Here is a 16,911-nt window from a genome sequence, read left to right on the forward strand (position 1 = left end):
ACGAAGACGATCACCGCTGTCTTGACGTCTTCGCCACGATCAACCTGGCTCTCAGTGGGACTTTTCGACAGGCCGAATTCGAGTGAGTGAGCGACGGCATCCGGCCGCATGCGAACTCGCCCGGCTCAACGTCGCCCAGGAGAAGCAGTACGGCCCTCGGACAATGTGACAGCGCCGAGGTCATGACACTGCCGGACGCTTCGCTCCCCGGTTTGTCCCAGGCCGCCGGCCAGGCTTCTTCACTCGACGGTCAGCGCCGCCATCTGGCGGCGTCGCGCATCCGCCTCGGCCTCTGCTCGTCGCGGCGACCGGAGGCGCTGTGACCCTACGAGCAGGCGCTTCCGCCTTCGACCTGCCGCAGCCGCCACGGCCGTCGCCCACGTGGGCACCGCCCTGATCGAGATCTGGCCGCTCATGGAGAAACTGGACCGCACCTGGTACGACGGCGCGCATTGACCGAATTCACCAGCACGATGGCCTGGCGATATGCCGTCGGAGCCGCGCCGTTCGGCAAGGACGGCGCGAAACCCGCACGGATTCCCTGTACATCGAGCGACTGACGCAGCTGCTGCACGACGCGCCGCGCACCGGAATAGCGCCGAGCACCGCCCCCGCCATCAGCCCGGCGACGCGCGGGTTACGCAACTTCGCGCTGGACCACCGCAAGGCGGTCTCCATCCAAAGAACGCATCATCGACCGGCAATTGTGGTACACCCGCAAAGCGGAGTGGAATCGGAAACGCGGCCTCGCCTGGAGCATCACCCTGATCATCATCGAAATCCTCGGCGTCCTCACCGCGATGCTGCGCGTTTTCGGCGTCATCTCGATCGACCTGGCCGGAATCGTCGCCGCGATGATCGGCGTCGGCGTCGCCTGGCTCGCGATCAAGCGACACGACAACCTCGGCCGCGCGTACGCACTGGCGGCCAACGAACTCTCCATCGTCCGCTCCCGCCTGGAGGCCGTCCAGACCGAGGAGGCGTGGGCCGCCGAAGCCCGGGACGCCGAAGAAGCGATCAGCCTCGAGCACACGACGTGGTGCGTCTCCCGCTCCACCCTCGCCGGCCCCCACCCGCCCGGCTGACAGGTAGTCCGCATCGACCCCGCCCCGGAGGCGCACGTGTTGGGAATGGGATGGATCGAACTCTCGCTCATCGCCGCAGTCGTTCTGGCCGTGGCGCTGATCGCGCGGCTCTTTTCTGGATACTCCGGCGCAAGTGAGCGTCTCTGGATACTCCGACGCAAGTGAGCGCCGCAATCGCACGCCCGTTCCGGTGCTCTTCCATCGCTTTCCGAGCAAGCGGTTGCGCAGCGACGCGTATCGCACCCGCCCTCCAGCGCCCCCTCCGACCAGCGCCTCCCAGCGCCCACGAGTCCTTCCCAACGCCCCCGGCAAGGCCCTTCTGGCACTCAGGGCACTCAGGAGGGGACCGGTTCCCGAGGGGCCTGCCGGTGGTCTCTAGAGTGTGCCGCCGCGATCTCTCAAGCCATGTGGCGCAGGCGCTCGCGCCAGGGATGTGCGTCGTGCCCGACCTCTAGCGCCGCCTCCAGCCAGCACCGTTGGCCTTGCGTCAACCGGGGGAGAATCGCCTCGAAGTCCACCTCGTCCTTTCGCCGCGTGCCCTTGGCCTTGTAGAGCAACTGCACCTCAGGGGCGACCAGACGAAGACCGTCCGCCTCGACGGTCAGCTCCGCCAGCGGGCGGCGGATCCGACGGTCGCGCCGGTAGATCCACTCCTGACCATCGACGTCCTCCAGCAGGAGTTCGAACCGCCACGGTCCGCCGGGGCGCTCGCGCACCCAGACGTTGTGCGCCTGCCCGGGCAGCACCTCGTCCAGTGCCCACGGCCGCAGTCCGTCGGTGAGGCCCGGGACGTGGAAGTCCCAGCCGTCCAGCAGCCGCCGCACCTCGAGCTGATCCCGGCGCAGCAGCACGATGTCCACGTCCTCATGCTCGCGATAGGCGTGGCCGACAGCCAGCTGGATCGCATACCCACCGCCCACCCACCACGGCGCCGCCAGCCCCCGCATCAGGGCGACGACCTCGCCCAGCGGCGCAGCCTCCCAGCGCCCCCACGAGTCCTCAAGCTCCATCACCCGGGTTCCTCTCCCATCAGCGTGGTGGTGGGCGTCGCCATGGGTACGCATCAGGTGATCATCCTCACCGCCGCCCCTGGAGCACTCGCCACTCGCGCCTGTTCAGTACCGGATGGCTTCGACCTAACCGCGTGATGGGCCAAGCCTCACCGCGGGCGTCCGAACCGAGGAAGCCTGAGCGCTGCGCTGGGAGCGTAAGCCGAGGATCATCGAGGAGGCCCAAAGGATCAACACCATGCTCAGCGCAAGCCGTCTCCGACAGGGAGCCGGAGTGGGATGGCGCCCCGATCGGCTCCCCAGCGCCCCCAGATACGAGGAACGGGGCCTCGGATCAGCTCCGAAACCCCGTCTACCCGCGTCTTTGTGGTGGGCGATACTGGGATCGAACCAGTGACCTCTTCGGTGTGAAGCAAATCGAACACCGCATGCGATGGGGGGATGTACGCTCTCTGACCTGCCGAAAGAGTGCGTCTGCGTCTGTCAACGTTCGTGATCGACCACAGCGATTGTCACTCAGCCTGTCACTCAGCCCAGTTCTGACTGGACAGGTGCACGATGGCATCACCTCTCTTCGACAGCCGGAGCCAGCTGCATGCACTGCACAGCACCCTCGGGCAAGTCATAGCGATGCCGCCGCTCCCGCCAGCATCGGCCTGAAATGTCACACTCGGTCACTACGATCAACCATTGACCAGGGGCACAGTGAGCTTCGGAGGGCGGCAGTGCAAGGTAGAAACTATTCATTCCACATCGAAATCAACGGTCATCGTTATGACAATTCGACGCTGACATCCTTAACCTCTGGCCGAGTTGAATACTGGCAGATCGACATACCGTCGGTTCTCTGGATTCTCGAGCGCATTGCAGCCGGAGATATAGACGCGAGGGTGGCACGAAAATACCTTCTCGATGCGACGACGCGAGAAAGTGGCTGCTGCGAATCTTGCGACCGAGCAATGTCGCATTACGACGAAGCCCGCGAAATATATCACAGCATCGCCCGAGAGTGGACAGAAAGTCACGAACGGCTTGATCCAGACGACTTTCCATATATCCTCAATAAGGGAAAGATTCATACACTTACTTGTCGACACCCGCCCAAGGCTTCCCTTCGACCGTTCCCCGAAGACCTACACACCTTCGGCATAATGTTCGAATATCACAACGAAAATCTGGAAGCCTTCTTCGAGGACTTGATTCAGCAGTCCTCTCGCAACCCACGACGAGTCGGCCTCGACTACGTACGCGAAATAATGATCTGGCGCGGAACTGCTGCTGCTCAAGCCAAGATGTGCGGATCATGCAAGCCACCGCTCCCCGATCTCGATCCTTCCTCAGCCACTCTGCAACCAGCCTGCTGGTCATGGGAAGCCGATGAGACATTTCTGAAGCAACTGAGAATTCAAGCTGCTCAGCACCCACAGAGTACCTCCAGCGTCTTGCCGGAACATGCGGAAGCCTTCAGGATGCTGGAGCTATGGCACAACGGCAGGTGCGGGGTCTGCGGCCAGGGGCCATCGAACGGCACCCTTGTACGAGATCACGATCACAAAACTGGCTGGATTCGCGGCCTCCTATGTGATCGATGCAATAGACTAGAAGGCACCTCCACAAGCTTACTTTTCGAGAATTATCGCCAGCAGCCCCCTAGTCAGATTCTGGATATCAAAGTTCTTTATTTGCCTTCGACGTTTCGCTCGGCGGCAATTATAGAGACCATAGACGAATAGGCGCCGATGCTGACCCTAGTTGCATGCGCTGAAACACCGGGGGCATCACTCGAGCTGGTGTTTGTGAACGGGGGACACCACCATCAGCACTGCCCCCGTCCGTCCACGCCCTGGTCCCGTTGATACCGCATTTCGAGAGTGGCACGGGGACAGAGGGACAACGGGGACACTGATCTATGACTTGGAGCCTGCCAAGGAACTTCTGATCACCTCGGCACCAGGAGCGCCTCTTGCAGCGAGGTCATGGGCGGTGCGGTGAAGTTCGGTCACGGCGTAGGCGTTGACTTCCTTGGCGTCCGGGGCGACGGCCAGGGCGGTGGCGATGGCGGCTTCGGCGTCGCCTTGCATGAGGTGGGCGCGGGCGAGGCAGGCTCCGTACCAGGCGCGGTCGCGGCGGTAGTGCTCGGGCAGGGTGGACAGGCCGCGTTCGAGGTAGTCGGCGGCGCGGCGGCCGTCGCCCAGTTCGAGTTCGGCCATGCCGCGTTGCATGAGGAACCAGCCCTCGTCGTAGAAGTACATCCAGGGTGGTTCGTCTTCGGGGTGTTCGGCGGCGGTGCGGATGAGTTCTTCGGCTTCGGCGAGGCGGGTGCGGGCAAGGTTCGCCTCGCCCATCTGGGCGTGGCCTCGGCCGGCCATCTGAGCGGCCATGCCCTGGACGCCGGGGGTGGTGCGGCCGTCGTGCCAGCGGGAGGCTTCGGCCAGGCGGACGCAGCGGGGTGCGTCGCCGAGGCTCCAGGCTTGGTGGGCGCGCATGTTGAGGGTGGTGGCGGCCAGGGCGGCGTCGCCGGCATCCAGAGCCCAGGCGTGGGAGCGGTCGTACCAGGCCAAAGCGGCGGCGTGGCGGTGGGAGTCGTGGCACATCCAGGCGATGAACTGGGCGTACTGCGCCAGCACGGCCACGGCCCGGTCGGCGAGCGGCCCTCGGACTCCCCGGGCGAGGTCGGCCACGGTGGACAGCTGGGCGTGGATGAGCGGGAGGAGGGGGCGGCTGCCGATGGTGTCTTCGACGCGGCGGTGTTCGGCCAGGCAGTGTTCCAGCCATTGCACGGTGGCCGCGTCCACGCGGGAGGGTTGATCGATGGCGCGGGTGATGCGCTCGTACAGGTCGGCGTCGGGGGCCAGGGTGGGCAGGGCGATGGCGGGGACGGGCTTGGTGACGGTGCCGAAGAGCTGGTCTTCGGTGAGGCCGAACGCCTTGCAGTAGAGCTGGGTGTAGAAGGCGTCGGGGCGGTGTTCGCCGGTCTCGTGGCCCCGGATGCGGCGGATGAGGTTGGGCAGCTCGGTCAGCGGCTTGTCGGAGGCTTTGATCAGCTCGCGGGCCAGGTCGCGCTGGGACCAGCCGCGGGCGTTGCGGGCGGCGAGCAGACGGGCGGCCCAGGCGGGGGTCTTGGTGGTGCCGGTCATCTGGTGCTCCTGCGGGGACGGGAGGACACGAGGGGCGGACAACACGGTCGCCTCTGGGTGTCCTCTACAGGGGTGGTACCGCTGGTGGCTGTCATGTAGTCGTGCGTTTCGACAGCGATGGCTTCTACTCGTGGACGGCCGCTGACGACGAGGGCCGGGGATCGTGCGGCATCACCGGTGAACTGGAACGTGCCGCGACGCTCCTGCGCGAGGCCCTGGAGTCGCTGGCGCCCGGCGCCACCGGCGCGGTCCAGCACGTACGCCTCGATCGCTACGCATCCGACCCCGCCTACATCTACGGCGCGACCCTGCTGCGCCTCCCCTCGGAGAAAACCCCCGCGTGCGACTGACGCCGGCCACGCCACACCAGCACGCACCACCGGGGGCGGCGCGCACATGCGTCGCCCTCGCCGTCTGAGCCACCGGAAGCACGCCGCATGTACCACTGGGAACCGCACATCCCGTGCAGCAACCGGCCGGTCCGTGTGACCGAGACCTCGTGCTGCGGCGAGTACGAATGGTGCTGCGAGGCCGGCCAGTTCTTCGTCCTCCGCCACACCGACGACAACGGCTACGAGGAGACCGGCCGAGGCCGCTACCTCCAAGCCCGCCAGGTGTGGAACAGCCTGGTGAAGGCCCACCAGCACGAACGAGCGTCATGACACCGTCCCCTCAGGTCACGGAGCGCTGCTCCTGCACGATGTTCGGCACCGACACGGGCACCGCCCGCCGCTGGAAGCACGCCCCCGAGTCCCGCCCGTCGACCACGACGGTCCGTACGTGCTCGAACCCGCGCTCCCGGTAGTAGCGCTGTAGGCCATGGTTGGTGCGCCAGACGTCCAGCCGCAGCCAGGGGAGCCCGCGCTGCGAGGCCTGGTCCACCGACCAGTCCACGATGTCCGCACCCAGCCCTCGGCCGGCCTGGCTCCGAGCGACGAGCAGCTTGTACATGTACAGGGCCGGCCCATCGGCTTCGGGGTCCCAGAAGTCCAGGTCCGGCCGCTTGTTTAAGGTGACGGTCGCCACCACCTGGCCCCCGGTCTCGAACACCCACGTCTCCCGGTTGGCGATGTTGCGGCGGATCTTCTCCCGCCCGATCTCGTCCCACTTCGCCGTCCACTGCTGGATGCCGCGCTCGGCCAGCCACCGTTCGGACTCGGTCCGCAGGCCGATGACGCGCTCGGTGTCGCTCTCGACGGCGAGCCGGGCGACGAGGACGGGACGGTCAGTCATCGCGGGCCTCCACGTGGTAGATGTACTTCGACCCGTTCCCCGGCCTGATCTGGTGCAGCACCAGCACCGGCTTGCCTGACGTGGTCAGCGTCGTACGCACGACTTCGAGCACCGCCATGACCCCGGCCAGTTGCAGCCGTTCCGTCTCCTGCCGGGAGGCGATGCGGGGGGTCAGCTCGTCGATGTGGTCGCGCATCGGACACCCGAGTTCGGCCAGGACCTGCGCGGTGTTCACGCTGTCCGGCTCCATGATCTTGGTGTCCTTGACGAGGTTGTACGCGTAGTAGGAGTCCGCCAGCGACTCCGGCTCGTTGGCGGGCTGGTCCGGCCCAGGGCCGATGTAGCGGACGCGGCTGCGTACGACGACACGCTCGCTCTCGGGGATGTCGAGCCGCTTGGCGATGGGTGTTCCGGCGACCAGGTGGCTGCCCGGCAGGATGCTGACGCTGATGGTCTGCCGGTGTGAGTCGCCGGCGGCCTCGACGTCGGCCGTCCAGCCGTCGGTCTTGACGGTAGCCAGCCGCTTCGGGTCCTGCCAGGTCGTCATGTGCCAGGTCATGCACAGCGACTCGCGGACGTAGAAGCCCTTCTTCGGCACGGCCACGACCAGGCCCTCGTTGATCAGCGCCTGGTAGGCGTGTCGCACGCTCAGCGACGACACCTGCTCCTGCTCCATGAGTTCCGACGTGCTGGGCAGCCGGTCCCCTTCGGCATATTCGCCGCTGAGGATGGCCTGGCGCAGGTCGTCGGCGATCCGCGCCGACACGTCCCCGCGCAGCGCGTCGCGCCGCCTCTGGCTGGGCATGTTCGAGCCCCTCTCATTCGCCTTGTTCAAACAAGTATGCCAGTGGTCGTTGACCACGCTTGTTCGCCTTGTTTAAATAAGCAGCACCACGGGGATGATCAGCCCGTCTGACCAGCCCGAACAACGAAGAAGCCGGGATGCGGTCCCTAGTCGCCAAACCAGTCCCGCACCCCGGCGCCCCTTCAAGAGAGGTGTTCTCATCATGACCTACGGGTCCGAATCCATGCGGGTCGTCACCGCCGACCTCGCCGAGTCCACGCGATGGACGTGCCTCATGTGCGACGGCGTGGAGGAGTCCGCGCCGGACGCCGAGCCGCCGTCGCCGCCGATCTGCCCCGCCTGCATCCGCCTGGCCCTCGTCCAGGCCCTGCGCGCGCTGGGGGTGGAGCTGTGAACGACCACCACGACGAGTACGACGCCGCCGACCTGCTGGACGACCTCATCAACGCCGAACCGGCGTGCGACTCCACGATGGCCGTCCTCTTCACCGGCTCCGACGACGAGACCGACGAGGAGCGATGGACGCGGGAGGCGACCGCCAAGGCCGTCTGCCAGACGCGCTGCCCGGCCCGCGCCGCCTGCCTGTCGTACGCGCTGGCGCTCGAACCTGAGGAGGGCGTCTGGGCGGGCTACACCGCAGAAGAGCTGCGGGAAGTACGTCCGCTCCTCAGCTTCGTCGCCGGCCACCGCGCCGATGAGGTGGCGTGATGGCCGCCCGCTTCCAGTGCCGCGAGTGCGGCAGGCGTTCCGGCGACCCGTTCGGCTGCCGCTGCGGCGGCGGCCGTCCGGCCCAGCGCTGCGTCATCCACGGCGCGCGCTGCCGCCCCTCCTGCCGACTCTGCCGTGTCCTCTTCCGATCCGATCACTGACCGGAGATCGCTCGTGACCCACGACTCGAACGTCACCACCGACCAGCACCACTGGAGCCATTCATGATCACCGTCATCTCCTACCTCGCCGTCTTCCTCATAGGGGGCCTCTTCAACGAGCTGGTGCGCGCGGGCCAGGAGCGCTACCGGCTCTGGCAGGTCTCCCGCGCCGCCATCCGCCATGGCGACTCCCTGGAGACCGTCGCCCGAGGCTGGGCCGCCTCACCGCGCAACTGGTGCAGCCGGCCCGGTTGCCCGCGCTGCTGGGGACGGCGGTGGGGCCGTTGAACTCGAACGGAGCCACGACCGTGAACGACCATCCCGGCACTCGCCCGCTGTCGGATGGAGAACGGACCCTGATCGAGGTCACCGCCGCCGCTGTCGGCGCGCTGGGCCTGATCGGGTTCGTGATCTCCTTCGCCACCGTCATGGACGCGGCCAAGCCCACGTTCGGACCGCTCGCCTTCCTGCTGCCCCTCGGGGTGGATCTCGGCATCGCCGTGTTCTCCGCGCTGGACATCGTCCTCGCCCGGATGGACATGCGGGTGCGCTGGATGCGATACATCCCATGGACGCTCACGGCCGCCACGGTCTACCTGAACGTCGCCTCCTACATCACGGGGCCCGACTGGTTCGCCGTGGTCGCGCACGCGATCCTGCCCGGCCTGTGGGTGGTGGCCGTGGAGGTCGGCACGCACGCCGTACGCAAGCGCGCCGACCTGGCCAGTCCATCCCGCCGGCTCGACAGCATCCGACTCTCGCGCTGGCTGCTGTCCCCAGCACCGACGTTCGCCTTGTGGCGGCGGATGGTGCTCTGGGAGGTGCGCTCGTACCCCGAGGCCCTGCGCCGCGAGCGTGAGCGCATCCTGGCCAGGACCGACCTGCAGGACCGGTACGGCCGCCTCTGGCGGTTCAAGGCCACGCGCCGCGAGCGCGCCCTGTACAAGCTCGGCGAGCTGGCACCGGCCCACGCCGAGACGGTACGGCTCGCACCGGCCGCCCGCCCGGCCCTGACCGCCGTGTCCACTCGCAGGCCGAAGCGGCGAAAGGCGCAGCGTCCTGCCCCGGTGGAGGTGGACGACCTCATGCCGCTGGGCCGGGAGATCGCCGCCGACCACGAGGCACGCGGCATACCGCTCACCCGGGACCGCCTCAGGGACGCCGTCCGCCGTACCGGACGATCCATCTCCACCGACCGGGCCGGAGCGCTGCTCGCCCGCCTGCGGACGGAGCCCGGTCCGACCGAACAGGAGGCCGCTTGACGACCGCCTCGACCGCCCGCACGGACCCGGCACGGTCCGACCGCACATCGTCCCAGCTCACACCAGTACGGGACGCGGCCTCATCCGCCAAGACTCCGGCCGCGCCCCGCAACCCCGCCGGCAGTTACGCACACGAGGTTCACACATCATGACGCACCACCCTCACGAGCACGAACACGACCCAGCGGAGGAGGACGGACCGCCCGCCGGCGGCGGGGAGGTCGTCCCGCTGGACGCGGCGCGCCGCCGCTCCCGCCGCGCGGACGATGAGGACGAGTTCTTCGACCGCGAGACGGTCGCGATCGAGGGGACGGTCCTCGGACCGCCGGTCGATCCGCCGGACGACGAGGTGCCTCGCCGCTCCCGCCACGAGCGGCGTCGCGCCCCGATCATCCCGGACACCCTGCGCTCCTGGAACAGCATGCGCACGGCGCTGGTCTGGGCGTCGAAGGACGCCGGGTACGTCGCCGGCTACCACGCGATCCGCGCTCCGAAGTACGCCGCCAAGGCCCTGCTGTACGCCCCGGTCGGGTTCTTCCGCGCCACCGGCAAGCTGCTGCACTGGGCCACGGCCGAAGAGGGCAACTGGGCGCTGCGGCAGTACGCCGCCGACCACAACGACCCGGAGATGTGGCTGAAGCTGGATCGACAGCGTCAGCGCCAGTCCCGGTGGCGCTGGTCGGTCGTGACCGCCCTGACCGTCATCGTGATGATCGGTCTGCTGGTCTTCCTGCTGGCCGACATCCCGGCGTGGGGCCGCGTGCTGGCGGTGGCCGCGCTCGTGCCGCTGCTGGCCCGCGCAGGCCGGCCTTCGGACCGGCCGATCACCGATCGCGTCTCGGAGGGGCCGCGCTATCGCAAGCTGACGGCCGAGCTGGTGCGCCGCGCGCTGCTGTCGTGCGGCATCGCCGGCATCAACCAGGCCGTCAGCAAGGACCCGAACGCCATCAGCTTCCCGCAGGAGATCCACCGGGACGGCCCCGGCCACCTGGCCGTGGTGGACCTGCCGTTCGGCGTCGAGGCCGCCGACGTAGTGGCCCGGCGCGGACGGCTGGCCTCCGGCATGCGGCTGCCGCTGGACCAGGTCTGGCCCGAGCCCGGCGACGGCCATCCAGGACGGCTGGCGCTGTGGGTCGGCTACGAGCCCGCCTCCCAGATGAAGCAGCCCGCCTGGCCGCTGCTCAAGGACGGCACGGTGGACGTGTTCAAGCCGTTCCCGTTCGCCACCACGCCCCGCATGGACACGGTCAACGCCGCCCTGATGTTCCGCAACTGGCTCGTGGGCGGGCAGCCCGGCTCGGGCAAGACCTTCGCCCTGCGCCTGGCCGTACTCGCCGCCAGCCTGGACCCGCGTGCGGAGCTGCGTATCTACGAGCTGAAGGGAGTGGGGGACTTCAAGGTTCTGGAGCCGGTCTGCACCGAGTACGGCAACGGCTTCGACGACGAGACGATCGCCCGCTGCGCCGGGATGATCCGCTGGCTGTACAAGGAGTGCGAGCGCCGCTCCAAGCGCATCGCGCACTACGCCCAGCTCGGCAAGGCCCCGGAGAACAAGGTCACCCCGGAGCTGGCCTCGCTGAAGGACTCGGGCCTGCACCCGCTGATCGTCGCCATCGACGAGATCCAGGAGCTGTTCCTGCACCCGCAGTACGGCAGGGAGGCCGGGGAGGTCCTGGAGAAGGTCATCAAGCTGGGCCGCGCCCTGGGCGTGATCCTGCTGATCGGCACGCAGATCCCGGACAAGGACAGCCTGCCGACCGGCATCACCCGCAACGTCAACACCCGCTACTGCATGAGCGTGGCCGATCAGGTCGCCAACGACATGATCCTCGGCACCTCGATGTACAAGAACGGCTACCGCGCCACCATCTTCGAGCCGGTCAAGGACGCCGGATGGGGCATCCTGTCCGGCCTGGGCAAGCCCGCCGCCCGCCGCTCGTTCGAGGTGGACACCGACAAGGCCAAGCAGGTCGTGGCCCGCGCCATGCGGCTACGCGGCCTGGCCGGCACCCTGCCGGAGGAAGGCACCCAGACCCGCACCGACGCACCTACGTTCGACCTGCTGTCCGACCTCGCCGAGATCTGGCCGGCAGGTGAGACGGCCGCCTGGAACGAGGCCCTGTGCAGCCGCCTGGCCGAACTCCGGCCCGACTTCTACACCGGCTGGGCCTCCGAACAGCTCACCTCGGCGCTCAAGCCGCACGGCGTACCCGTCCAGGCCATCGGCCGCCGCATCGACGGAAAGCCCGTCACCCGGCGCGGCATCCGCCTGGACGACCTCACCGACGCCATCGCGGAGCGCAACCGCCGAACCGGCACCGAATGAGCCCAGCCGGGGCTGCTAGCGATAGCGGCCAGCCCTGCTATCGCTAGCACCCCCGCTAGCAACCAGAACACCGCCTGGCCAGGGCGTTAGCACGCTAGCGCCCTCGGCCGACGACACCCGAAAACGGCCCGGGAGGCCACTCATGGACCCTGTCGTGCCCATCGCTAGCACGTTGATCGTCATCAGCCTGTTCATCGCCGTCCGTTACGCCGCCGAGTGCTACATCCGGCCCTTCCGCCCCTGCCGCGCCTGCCAGGGCAAGGGCCGCAAGCCCAACCGCATCGGACGCGGCACCCACGACTGCCGGCACTGCCGCGCCACGGGCCTGCGCCTGCGGCTCGGCCGCCACATCTGGAACCACGCCCGCGCCCTGCACCGCGACAAAACCCGCTGACTGGAGCCGCCTATGACCATGACGAACCTCACCCGCTACGCCCTCGCGGCCGCCGCCCGAGGCTGGCACGTCTTCCCGCTCGCGCCGAACGGCAAGACCCCGCCCCGCGGCTTCACCGCCTGGCAACACCGCACCACCACCGACCCGGACACCATCCGCCGCATCTGGCAGCGCCCGTACAACATCGGCATCGCCACAGGCCCGTCCGGCCTGGTCGTCATCGACCTGGACCGGCCCAAGCCCGGCGAGCAACCACCTCCGCCGTGGAACCGCCCCGGGATCCGGGACGGCGCCGACGTCCTCGCCGCGCTCTGCGACGAGGCCGGGCAGCCGCTCCCGCTGGAGACCTTCCAGGTCCGTACCCGGCGCGGCGGCCTGCACCTGTACTTCACCGCACCCGAGGGAGTCACCCTGACCAACACCCAAGGCGGCACCGGCGGCCTCGGCTGGCTGATCGACACCCGCGCCAACGGCGGGTACGTCGTCGGCCCCGGCAGCCACGTCACCGACGAACACGGCAGCGGCACCTACGAGGTCCTGCACCAGATCCCGCCCGCGCCGCTCCCGTCCTGGCTGGCCGAACGCCTGCGCCCGGCCCCGCTGCCACCCCAGAAGCCCATCACCGTGCCCCTCGCCACCGACCGCCACGGCGCGTACATCCGCGCCGCCGTCCTCGGCGAGCTGCGGCGCGTGACCGACTCGCCGCCGCACGGCCACAACAACGCGCTCTACCTGGCATCCGTCGCGCTCGGCCAGCTCGTCGCCGGAGGCGAGCTAGACGCCGCCGCCGTCACTTCGTGGCTTACGGAGGCAGCCACGCAGGTCGGCCAGCCCTGGCGCGAGGCCCAGCGCACCATCGCCTCCGGCCTGCGCGCCGGAGCCCGCCGGCCCCGGACGGTGGCCGCATGACCAACGACCGCAGCACCCACCTGCGCCTGGTCCACGGTGATGCCGTCAACGCGCCGGGCCGACCTGTGCCGTTCCGCACGTCCTGGACCGCCGACGAACTCATGGCCATGACCTTCCCGGAGCCCCGCTGGGCCGTCCCCGGCATCATCGCCGAAGGGCTCAGCCTCCTGGCAGGCCCGCCGAAGGTCGGCAAGTCCTGGCTCAGCCTCGGCCTGGGCATCGCCGTCGCCAGCGGCGCCAAGGCCCTGGAGTCCATCGAGGTGGAGCCCGGCCCGGTCCTCTACCTCGCCCTGGAGGACACCGCCCGCCGTCTCCAGAACCGCATGGGCAAGATCCTGAGCGGCCGTCCCGCGCCGAAGGACCTGACCCTGGCCACCACATGCCCGACCATGCCTGCGGGCGGGGAGGAGGCCATCGCCCGCTGGCTGGAGCGCAACGACAACGCCCGCCTGGTCGTCATCGACGTCTTCGCCAAGATCCGGGGCACCGCACCGCCCGGCCTGTCCGCGTACGACGCCGACTACGCCGCCATGGGCCGCGCCAAGCGCCTGGCCGACACCTACGGCGTGGCCGTCGTCCTGATCCACCACGTCCGCAAGATGGCCTCAGAAGACTTCCTGAGCGAAGTCTCCGGCACCAACGGCCTGGCCGGGGCAGCGGACGCCACCCTCGTCCTCAAACGCGCCAGAGGCACCGCTGACGGCGTCCTGCACGTCACCGGACGCGACGTCGAAGAGGCCGAGTACGCCATGGCCTTCCAGCCCGCCACCGGCACCTGGCACCTGCTGGACGGCCCACCGGAAGACCACGCCCTGTCCGACACCAGGGCCACCATCATCCGCCACGTCCGCCGGCACCCCGGCAGCACGCCCAAGGCCATCGCCGAGGCCACCGGCCTGTCGTACGAGAACGTCCGCAAGACCTGCCAGCGAATGAACGCCGACGGCCAGCTCTGCGTGAACGCCACCGGCCACTACCGCCTACCCGGCACGCGTGGGGACGTCCCGGCCGTCCCGAACGTCCCAGCGCAGCCCACGACCAGCACCAACGCCCACACCCAGGAGGGACAACCGACCCTCCTGCCCGTCACCACTGTCCCCGCCGACCAGGAGCACCACCTTTGACCACCTCAGCGCCGGACAGTGTCCGGCTCACCGACACCCAGCTCTACCGCGTCACCGACGTCATGTCCCTGCTCCGCATGAGCCGCACCGTCATCTACGAGCAGATCCGCACCGGCCGGCTCCGCTCCGTCAAGCAAGGCCGCGCCCGCCTCATCACCGCCCAAGCCATCCGCGACTACATCGCACTCCTGGAGAAGGAAGCAGAGGAGGCAGCCTGATGCCCAAGCGACGCAGCAGAGGAGACGGCGGCCTCCACTGGGACGCCAAACGCCAACGCTGGATCGCCACCGCCAGCCTGGGCTACGCACCCAACGGCAAGCGCATCGTGAAGCGAGGCAGCGGCAAGACCAAGACCGAGGCCAAGGAGAAGCTGAAGCAGGTCCTCCGAGACGACGAGGACGGCCTGGCCATCGCCCCGGCCGACTACACCGTGGAACGCGCGATCAACGACTGGCTTGCCCACGGCCTGAACGGTCGCGATCCGGCCACCGTGAAGACCTGCACAATCCTGTGCAGGAACCACATCATCCCTGCTCTAGGAGCCCGGAAGCTGCGCGACCTGAGCGCGGAAGACGTGGACAAGTGGCTCGCGGCGAAGGCGAAGACGCTCAGCACTCGGACCCTGCAGAGTCTGTACAGCTGCTTGAACCGCGCGATCAAACGAGCGATGGCGCGGGACAAGGTCAAGCGAAACGTCGTAGCCCTATGTTCGGTGCCTAAGGGTAAATCCGGTCGCCCGTCCAAAGCTCTGACATTCGCCCAGGCGGAGGCCGTTCTCAAAGCGGCTGAATGCTCCCGCATGTACGCCTACATCGTGCTCTCGCTGCTCACGGGTGCCCGTACGGAGGAACTGCGGGCGCTGACGTGGGATCACGTGGACCTGGACGGCGCTCCGGACGCCGACCCGCCCGTCCCTCCGCACGTCGCCGTCTGGCGCTCCGTACGTGCCGGAGGCGACACCAAGACCCGCAAGTCCCGCCGTACTCTTGCCCTTCCGAAGCGCTGCGTGGAGCTGCTGCGCCGGCACCGTGAAACTCAGCAGCGGGAGCAAGGCGACGCATGGTCGGAGAACGGGCTGGTGTTCGCAACGGCCACGGGTAAGCCGCTGGACGCCGCCAACGTCCGCCGCGACTTCCGCAACGCCATCAAGGACGCGGAAGGCGTGGACCCGAAGGAGTGGACACCCCGCGAACTCCGCCACAGCTTCGTCTCACTGCTCTCTGACAACGGCGTTCCGCTGGAGGAGATCTCCAGGCTTGTCGGCCATCGCAGCACGGCCGTGACCGAGACCGTCTACCGCAAACAGATCCGCCCTGTTCTCCAGAGTGGTGCGGTGGCGATGGACCGGATATTTCGAGAAGAGTAGGCCTCTGTATGGCGGTCTGGCCCGCTATGGCCGGCCGCCATCGTTGCTCGTGATCCCTAGCCAGGGGACGTGCTGCCCATTACACCAGCAACCGCCAGGGAGACCCGAAGACGCGTACCGCTTGCGCTTCAGAACCTCAGAGACCATCCGCTTACCTCTCTTCCAAAGATCGCGGAACTCTGGAGCGACGAGAAGACAAGCAGCGACGGCCCCGCCTGTGAAAGCCCCGGACTCGAACCGAGACCCTCCCCAACTAGGGATCACGAACACGGCCATCCGAGGCTGCTCCGACAGAGCAAGATCCGGAGGCGTAGTCACTCAGATAGTCACGCAGAAAGCAAGAGAGGCCGCTTCCCAAGCGGGAAGTGGCCTCTGAGCTGGTGGGCGATACTGGGATCGAACCAGTGACCTCTTCGGTGTGAACGAAGCGCTCTCCCGCTGAGCTAATCGCCCGCCCTGCCGGTCCCTCGCGGTTCCGACGGGGAAAACCATACCGCACTCCGGCACCTACAGCGAACCAATAGCCCCCCGGGGCCCGGCCCGGGGAGGCCGAGCCAGAGGGATTCGGGTGAAACGCGGCGGTTGCCCACCGGCGGGGCGGGCGTGTGGCATACCATCGTCCTGTCCGGGAAGCATCGGCCACGATCTTGGGTCAGGATCTTGGTCCTGGGACGTTCATGGACGGTGCGTCCGGGGCAGGCTCCACAGCACGCAAAACCCTTGTAAATACGACCCGATTGATGCCGTTTAGCCTGGTAGATGCCTAAATGTCCAGCTGTGATGTGCGTTACAGAAGGCCCCTGAGGCGGAATCTTTCCTACGGGTTTCTTCGTTCCGCGTCATAGCTCAGGACGAAGTCCGTCAGAGCAGTGAAAGCCCCGAAGAGGGGACCTACGACGAAAAGGTTTGGCTGACGATGAACAGCACCACCGTCTCCGCCGAGCTTGGCCTTCGGCTTGTGGTCCCCGACCGTACGACCGTCCCCCTGCTCGCCGGGCTGAGCTATACAGCCGACGACCCGTACGCCATCCGCATGGCCTTCCACGTAGGGAACGACGAACCGGTCGAGTGGATCTTCGCCCGCGAGTTGCTGACCGTGGGCATCGTGCGGCGTGTCGGCGACGGCGACGTGCAGGTGTGGCCGGCGCGCGCCGACGGCGAGCGTACCCTGCACATCAGCCTGACGTCCCCCTTCGGGCAGGCGTTGTTCGAGGTGCCGCTGGCCCCGCTCACCGAGTTCCTGCACCGGACGTACGAGAAGGTGCCGGCCGGGCGGGAGACCGACTACATGGACCTGGACGCCGAGCTGACCAACATGCTCTGGCCGTCCTGACCCCGCATACCGAAGACCTGAGACGTCCGGCGCTCTCCCCCGGGAGCGCCGGACGTCG

The 16,911-nt window shown here is 68.1% G+C and carries 19 protein-coding genes and 1 tRNA gene; 15 read left to right on the forward strand and 5 right to left on the reverse strand.

Annotated elements, in window-relative coordinates; translation table 11 throughout:
• The first annotated feature begins 692 nt into the window (after positions 1-692).
• Positions 693-1,085 (forward strand): SLATT domain-containing protein, encoded by a 393-nt coding sequence (locus ACFMQL_RS00655; protein WP_378790122.1) that lies wholly within the window; start codon positions 693-695, stop codon positions 1,083-1,085.
• Positions 1,086-1,483: 398 nt separating this feature from the next.
• Here the strand turns inward: ACFMQL_RS00655 and ACFMQL_RS00660 are convergent, their stop codons facing one another.
• Positions 1,484-2,095, reverse strand: coding sequence for a nucleotidyltransferase domain-containing protein (locus ACFMQL_RS00660; protein ID WP_364066697.1), 612 nt, complete (start codon positions 2,093-2,095; stop codon positions 1,484-1,486).
• Between the two features lie 725 nt (positions 2,096-2,820).
• Between ACFMQL_RS00660 and ACFMQL_RS00665 the strand changes: the two genes are divergently transcribed.
• The gene (locus ACFMQL_RS00665; protein ID WP_364066114.1) at positions 2,821-3,828 is read left to right on the forward strand and encodes an endonuclease domain-containing protein; all 1,008 of its coding nucleotides are present in this window, start codon (positions 2,821-2,823) and stop codon (positions 3,826-3,828) included.
• 174 nt (positions 3,829-4,002) lie between these two features.
• On the opposite strand, the gene ACFMQL_RS00670 is transcribed toward ACFMQL_RS00665, so the two are convergent.
• A complete protein-coding gene (locus ACFMQL_RS00670; protein ID WP_378784113.1) occupies positions 4,003-5,232 on the reverse strand; it encodes an XRE family transcriptional regulator in 1,230 nt (409 codons plus the stop codon).
• Between the two features lie 101 nt (positions 5,233-5,333).
• On the opposite strand from ACFMQL_RS00670, the gene ACFMQL_RS00675 reads away from it, so the two are divergent.
• Together ACFMQL_RS00675 and ACFMQL_RS00680 are read left to right on the forward strand one after the other, a co-directional pair.
• On the forward strand, positions 5,334-5,582 hold the full coding sequence (locus ACFMQL_RS00675) for a hypothetical protein (RefSeq protein WP_378784115.1): 249 nt from the start codon (positions 5,334-5,336) through the stop codon (positions 5,580-5,582).
• Positions 5,583-5,669: 87 nt separating this feature from the next.
• Entirely contained in the window at positions 5,670-5,894 is a 225-nt protein-coding gene (locus ACFMQL_RS00680; protein ID WP_378784117.1) for a hypothetical protein, read from the forward strand.
• A gap of 10 nt (positions 5,895-5,904) precedes the next feature.
• Here the strand turns inward: ACFMQL_RS00680 and ACFMQL_RS00685 are convergent, their stop codons facing one another.
• The gene (locus tag ACFMQL_RS00685; protein WP_364066124.1) at positions 5,905-6,465 is read right to left on the reverse strand and encodes a GNAT family N-acetyltransferase; all 561 of its coding nucleotides are present in this window, start codon (positions 6,463-6,465) and stop codon (positions 5,905-5,907) included.
• Positions 6,458-7,270: a GntR family transcriptional regulator gene (locus ACFMQL_RS00690; RefSeq protein ID WP_378784119.1), complete on the reverse strand. Its 813-nt coding sequence runs from the start codon at positions 7,268-7,270 to the stop codon at positions 6,458-6,460. Before ACFMQL_RS00690 ends, ACFMQL_RS00685 begins: the two co-directional genes overlap by 8 nt.
• Before the next feature lie 202 nt (positions 7,271-7,472).
• On the opposite strand from ACFMQL_RS00690, the gene ACFMQL_RS00695 reads away from it, so the two are divergent.
• The 10 genes from ACFMQL_RS00695 (at position 7,473) to ACFMQL_RS00740 (ending at position 15,520) form a co-directional block, all read left to right on the forward strand.
• Complete coding sequence (locus ACFMQL_RS00695; RefSeq protein WP_364066128.1) at positions 7,473-7,664, forward strand: hypothetical protein; 192 nt, start codon at positions 7,473-7,475, stop codon at positions 7,662-7,664.
• Positions 7,661-7,978, forward strand: coding sequence for a WhiB family transcriptional regulator (locus ACFMQL_RS00700; RefSeq protein WP_364066131.1), 318 nt, complete (start codon positions 7,661-7,663; stop codon positions 7,976-7,978). Before ACFMQL_RS00695 ends, ACFMQL_RS00700 begins: the two co-directional genes overlap by 4 nt.
• A 224-nt stretch (positions 7,979-8,202) precedes the next feature.
• Positions 8,203-8,427 carry a hypothetical protein gene (locus tag ACFMQL_RS00705; protein ID WP_364066133.1) on the forward strand — a complete coding sequence of 75 codons (225 nt, stop codon included), beginning with the start codon at positions 8,203-8,205 and terminating at the stop codon, positions 8,425-8,427.
• Between the two features lie 20 nt (positions 8,428-8,447).
• A complete protein-coding gene (locus ACFMQL_RS00710) occupies positions 8,448-9,401 on the forward strand; it encodes a DUF2637 domain-containing protein (protein ID WP_364066135.1) in 954 nt (317 codons plus the stop codon).
• Between the two features lie 148 nt (positions 9,402-9,549).
• A complete protein-coding gene (locus ACFMQL_RS00715) occupies positions 9,550-11,727 on the forward strand; it encodes a cell division protein FtsK (protein ID WP_364066137.1) in 2,178 nt (725 codons plus the stop codon).
• 142 nt (positions 11,728-11,869) lie between these two features.
• Positions 11,870-12,121, forward strand: a complete 252-nt coding sequence (locus ACFMQL_RS00720) for a hypothetical protein (RefSeq protein ID WP_378784122.1) — start codon at positions 11,870-11,872, stop codon at positions 12,119-12,121.
• Between the two features lie 12 nt (positions 12,122-12,133).
• Complete coding sequence (locus ACFMQL_RS00725) at positions 12,134-13,030, forward strand: bifunctional DNA primase/polymerase (RefSeq protein WP_364066141.1); 897 nt, start codon at positions 12,134-12,136, stop codon at positions 13,028-13,030.
• Positions 13,027-14,154: an AAA family ATPase gene (locus ACFMQL_RS00730; RefSeq protein ID WP_378784124.1), complete on the forward strand. Its 1,128-nt coding sequence runs from the start codon at positions 13,027-13,029 to the stop codon at positions 14,152-14,154. Before ACFMQL_RS00725 ends, ACFMQL_RS00730 begins: the two co-directional genes overlap by 4 nt.
• Positions 14,151-14,372, forward strand: coding sequence for a helix-turn-helix domain-containing protein (locus tag ACFMQL_RS00735; protein ID WP_364066146.1), 222 nt, complete (start codon positions 14,151-14,153; stop codon positions 14,370-14,372). The genes ACFMQL_RS00730 and ACFMQL_RS00735 overlap by 4 nt, the downstream gene beginning before the upstream one ends.
• A complete protein-coding gene (locus ACFMQL_RS00740) occupies positions 14,372-15,520 on the forward strand; it encodes a tyrosine-type recombinase/integrase (RefSeq protein ID WP_378784126.1) in 1,149 nt (382 codons plus the stop codon). The genes ACFMQL_RS00735 and ACFMQL_RS00740 overlap by 1 nt, the downstream gene beginning before the upstream one ends.
• 378 nt (positions 15,521-15,898) lie before the next feature.
• On the opposite strand, the gene ACFMQL_RS00745 is transcribed toward ACFMQL_RS00740, so the two are convergent.
• Positions 15,899-15,973, reverse strand: a tRNA-Val gene (locus tag ACFMQL_RS00745).
• A 463-nt stretch (positions 15,974-16,436) separates the two neighbouring features.
• Between ACFMQL_RS00745 and ACFMQL_RS00750 the strand changes: the two genes are divergently transcribed.
• Positions 16,437-16,853: an SsgA family sporulation/cell division regulator gene (locus tag ACFMQL_RS00750; protein ID WP_103958541.1), complete on the forward strand. Its 417-nt coding sequence runs from the start codon at positions 16,437-16,439 to the stop codon at positions 16,851-16,853.
• Positions 16,854-16,911: the final 58 nt, after the last annotated feature.

This window comes from Nonomuraea fastidiosa (genome assembly GCF_042751225.1).
In the GTDB taxonomy this organism is placed as follows: Bacteria; Actinomycetota; Actinomycetes; order Streptosporangiales; family Streptosporangiaceae; genus Nonomuraea; species Nonomuraea fastidiosa.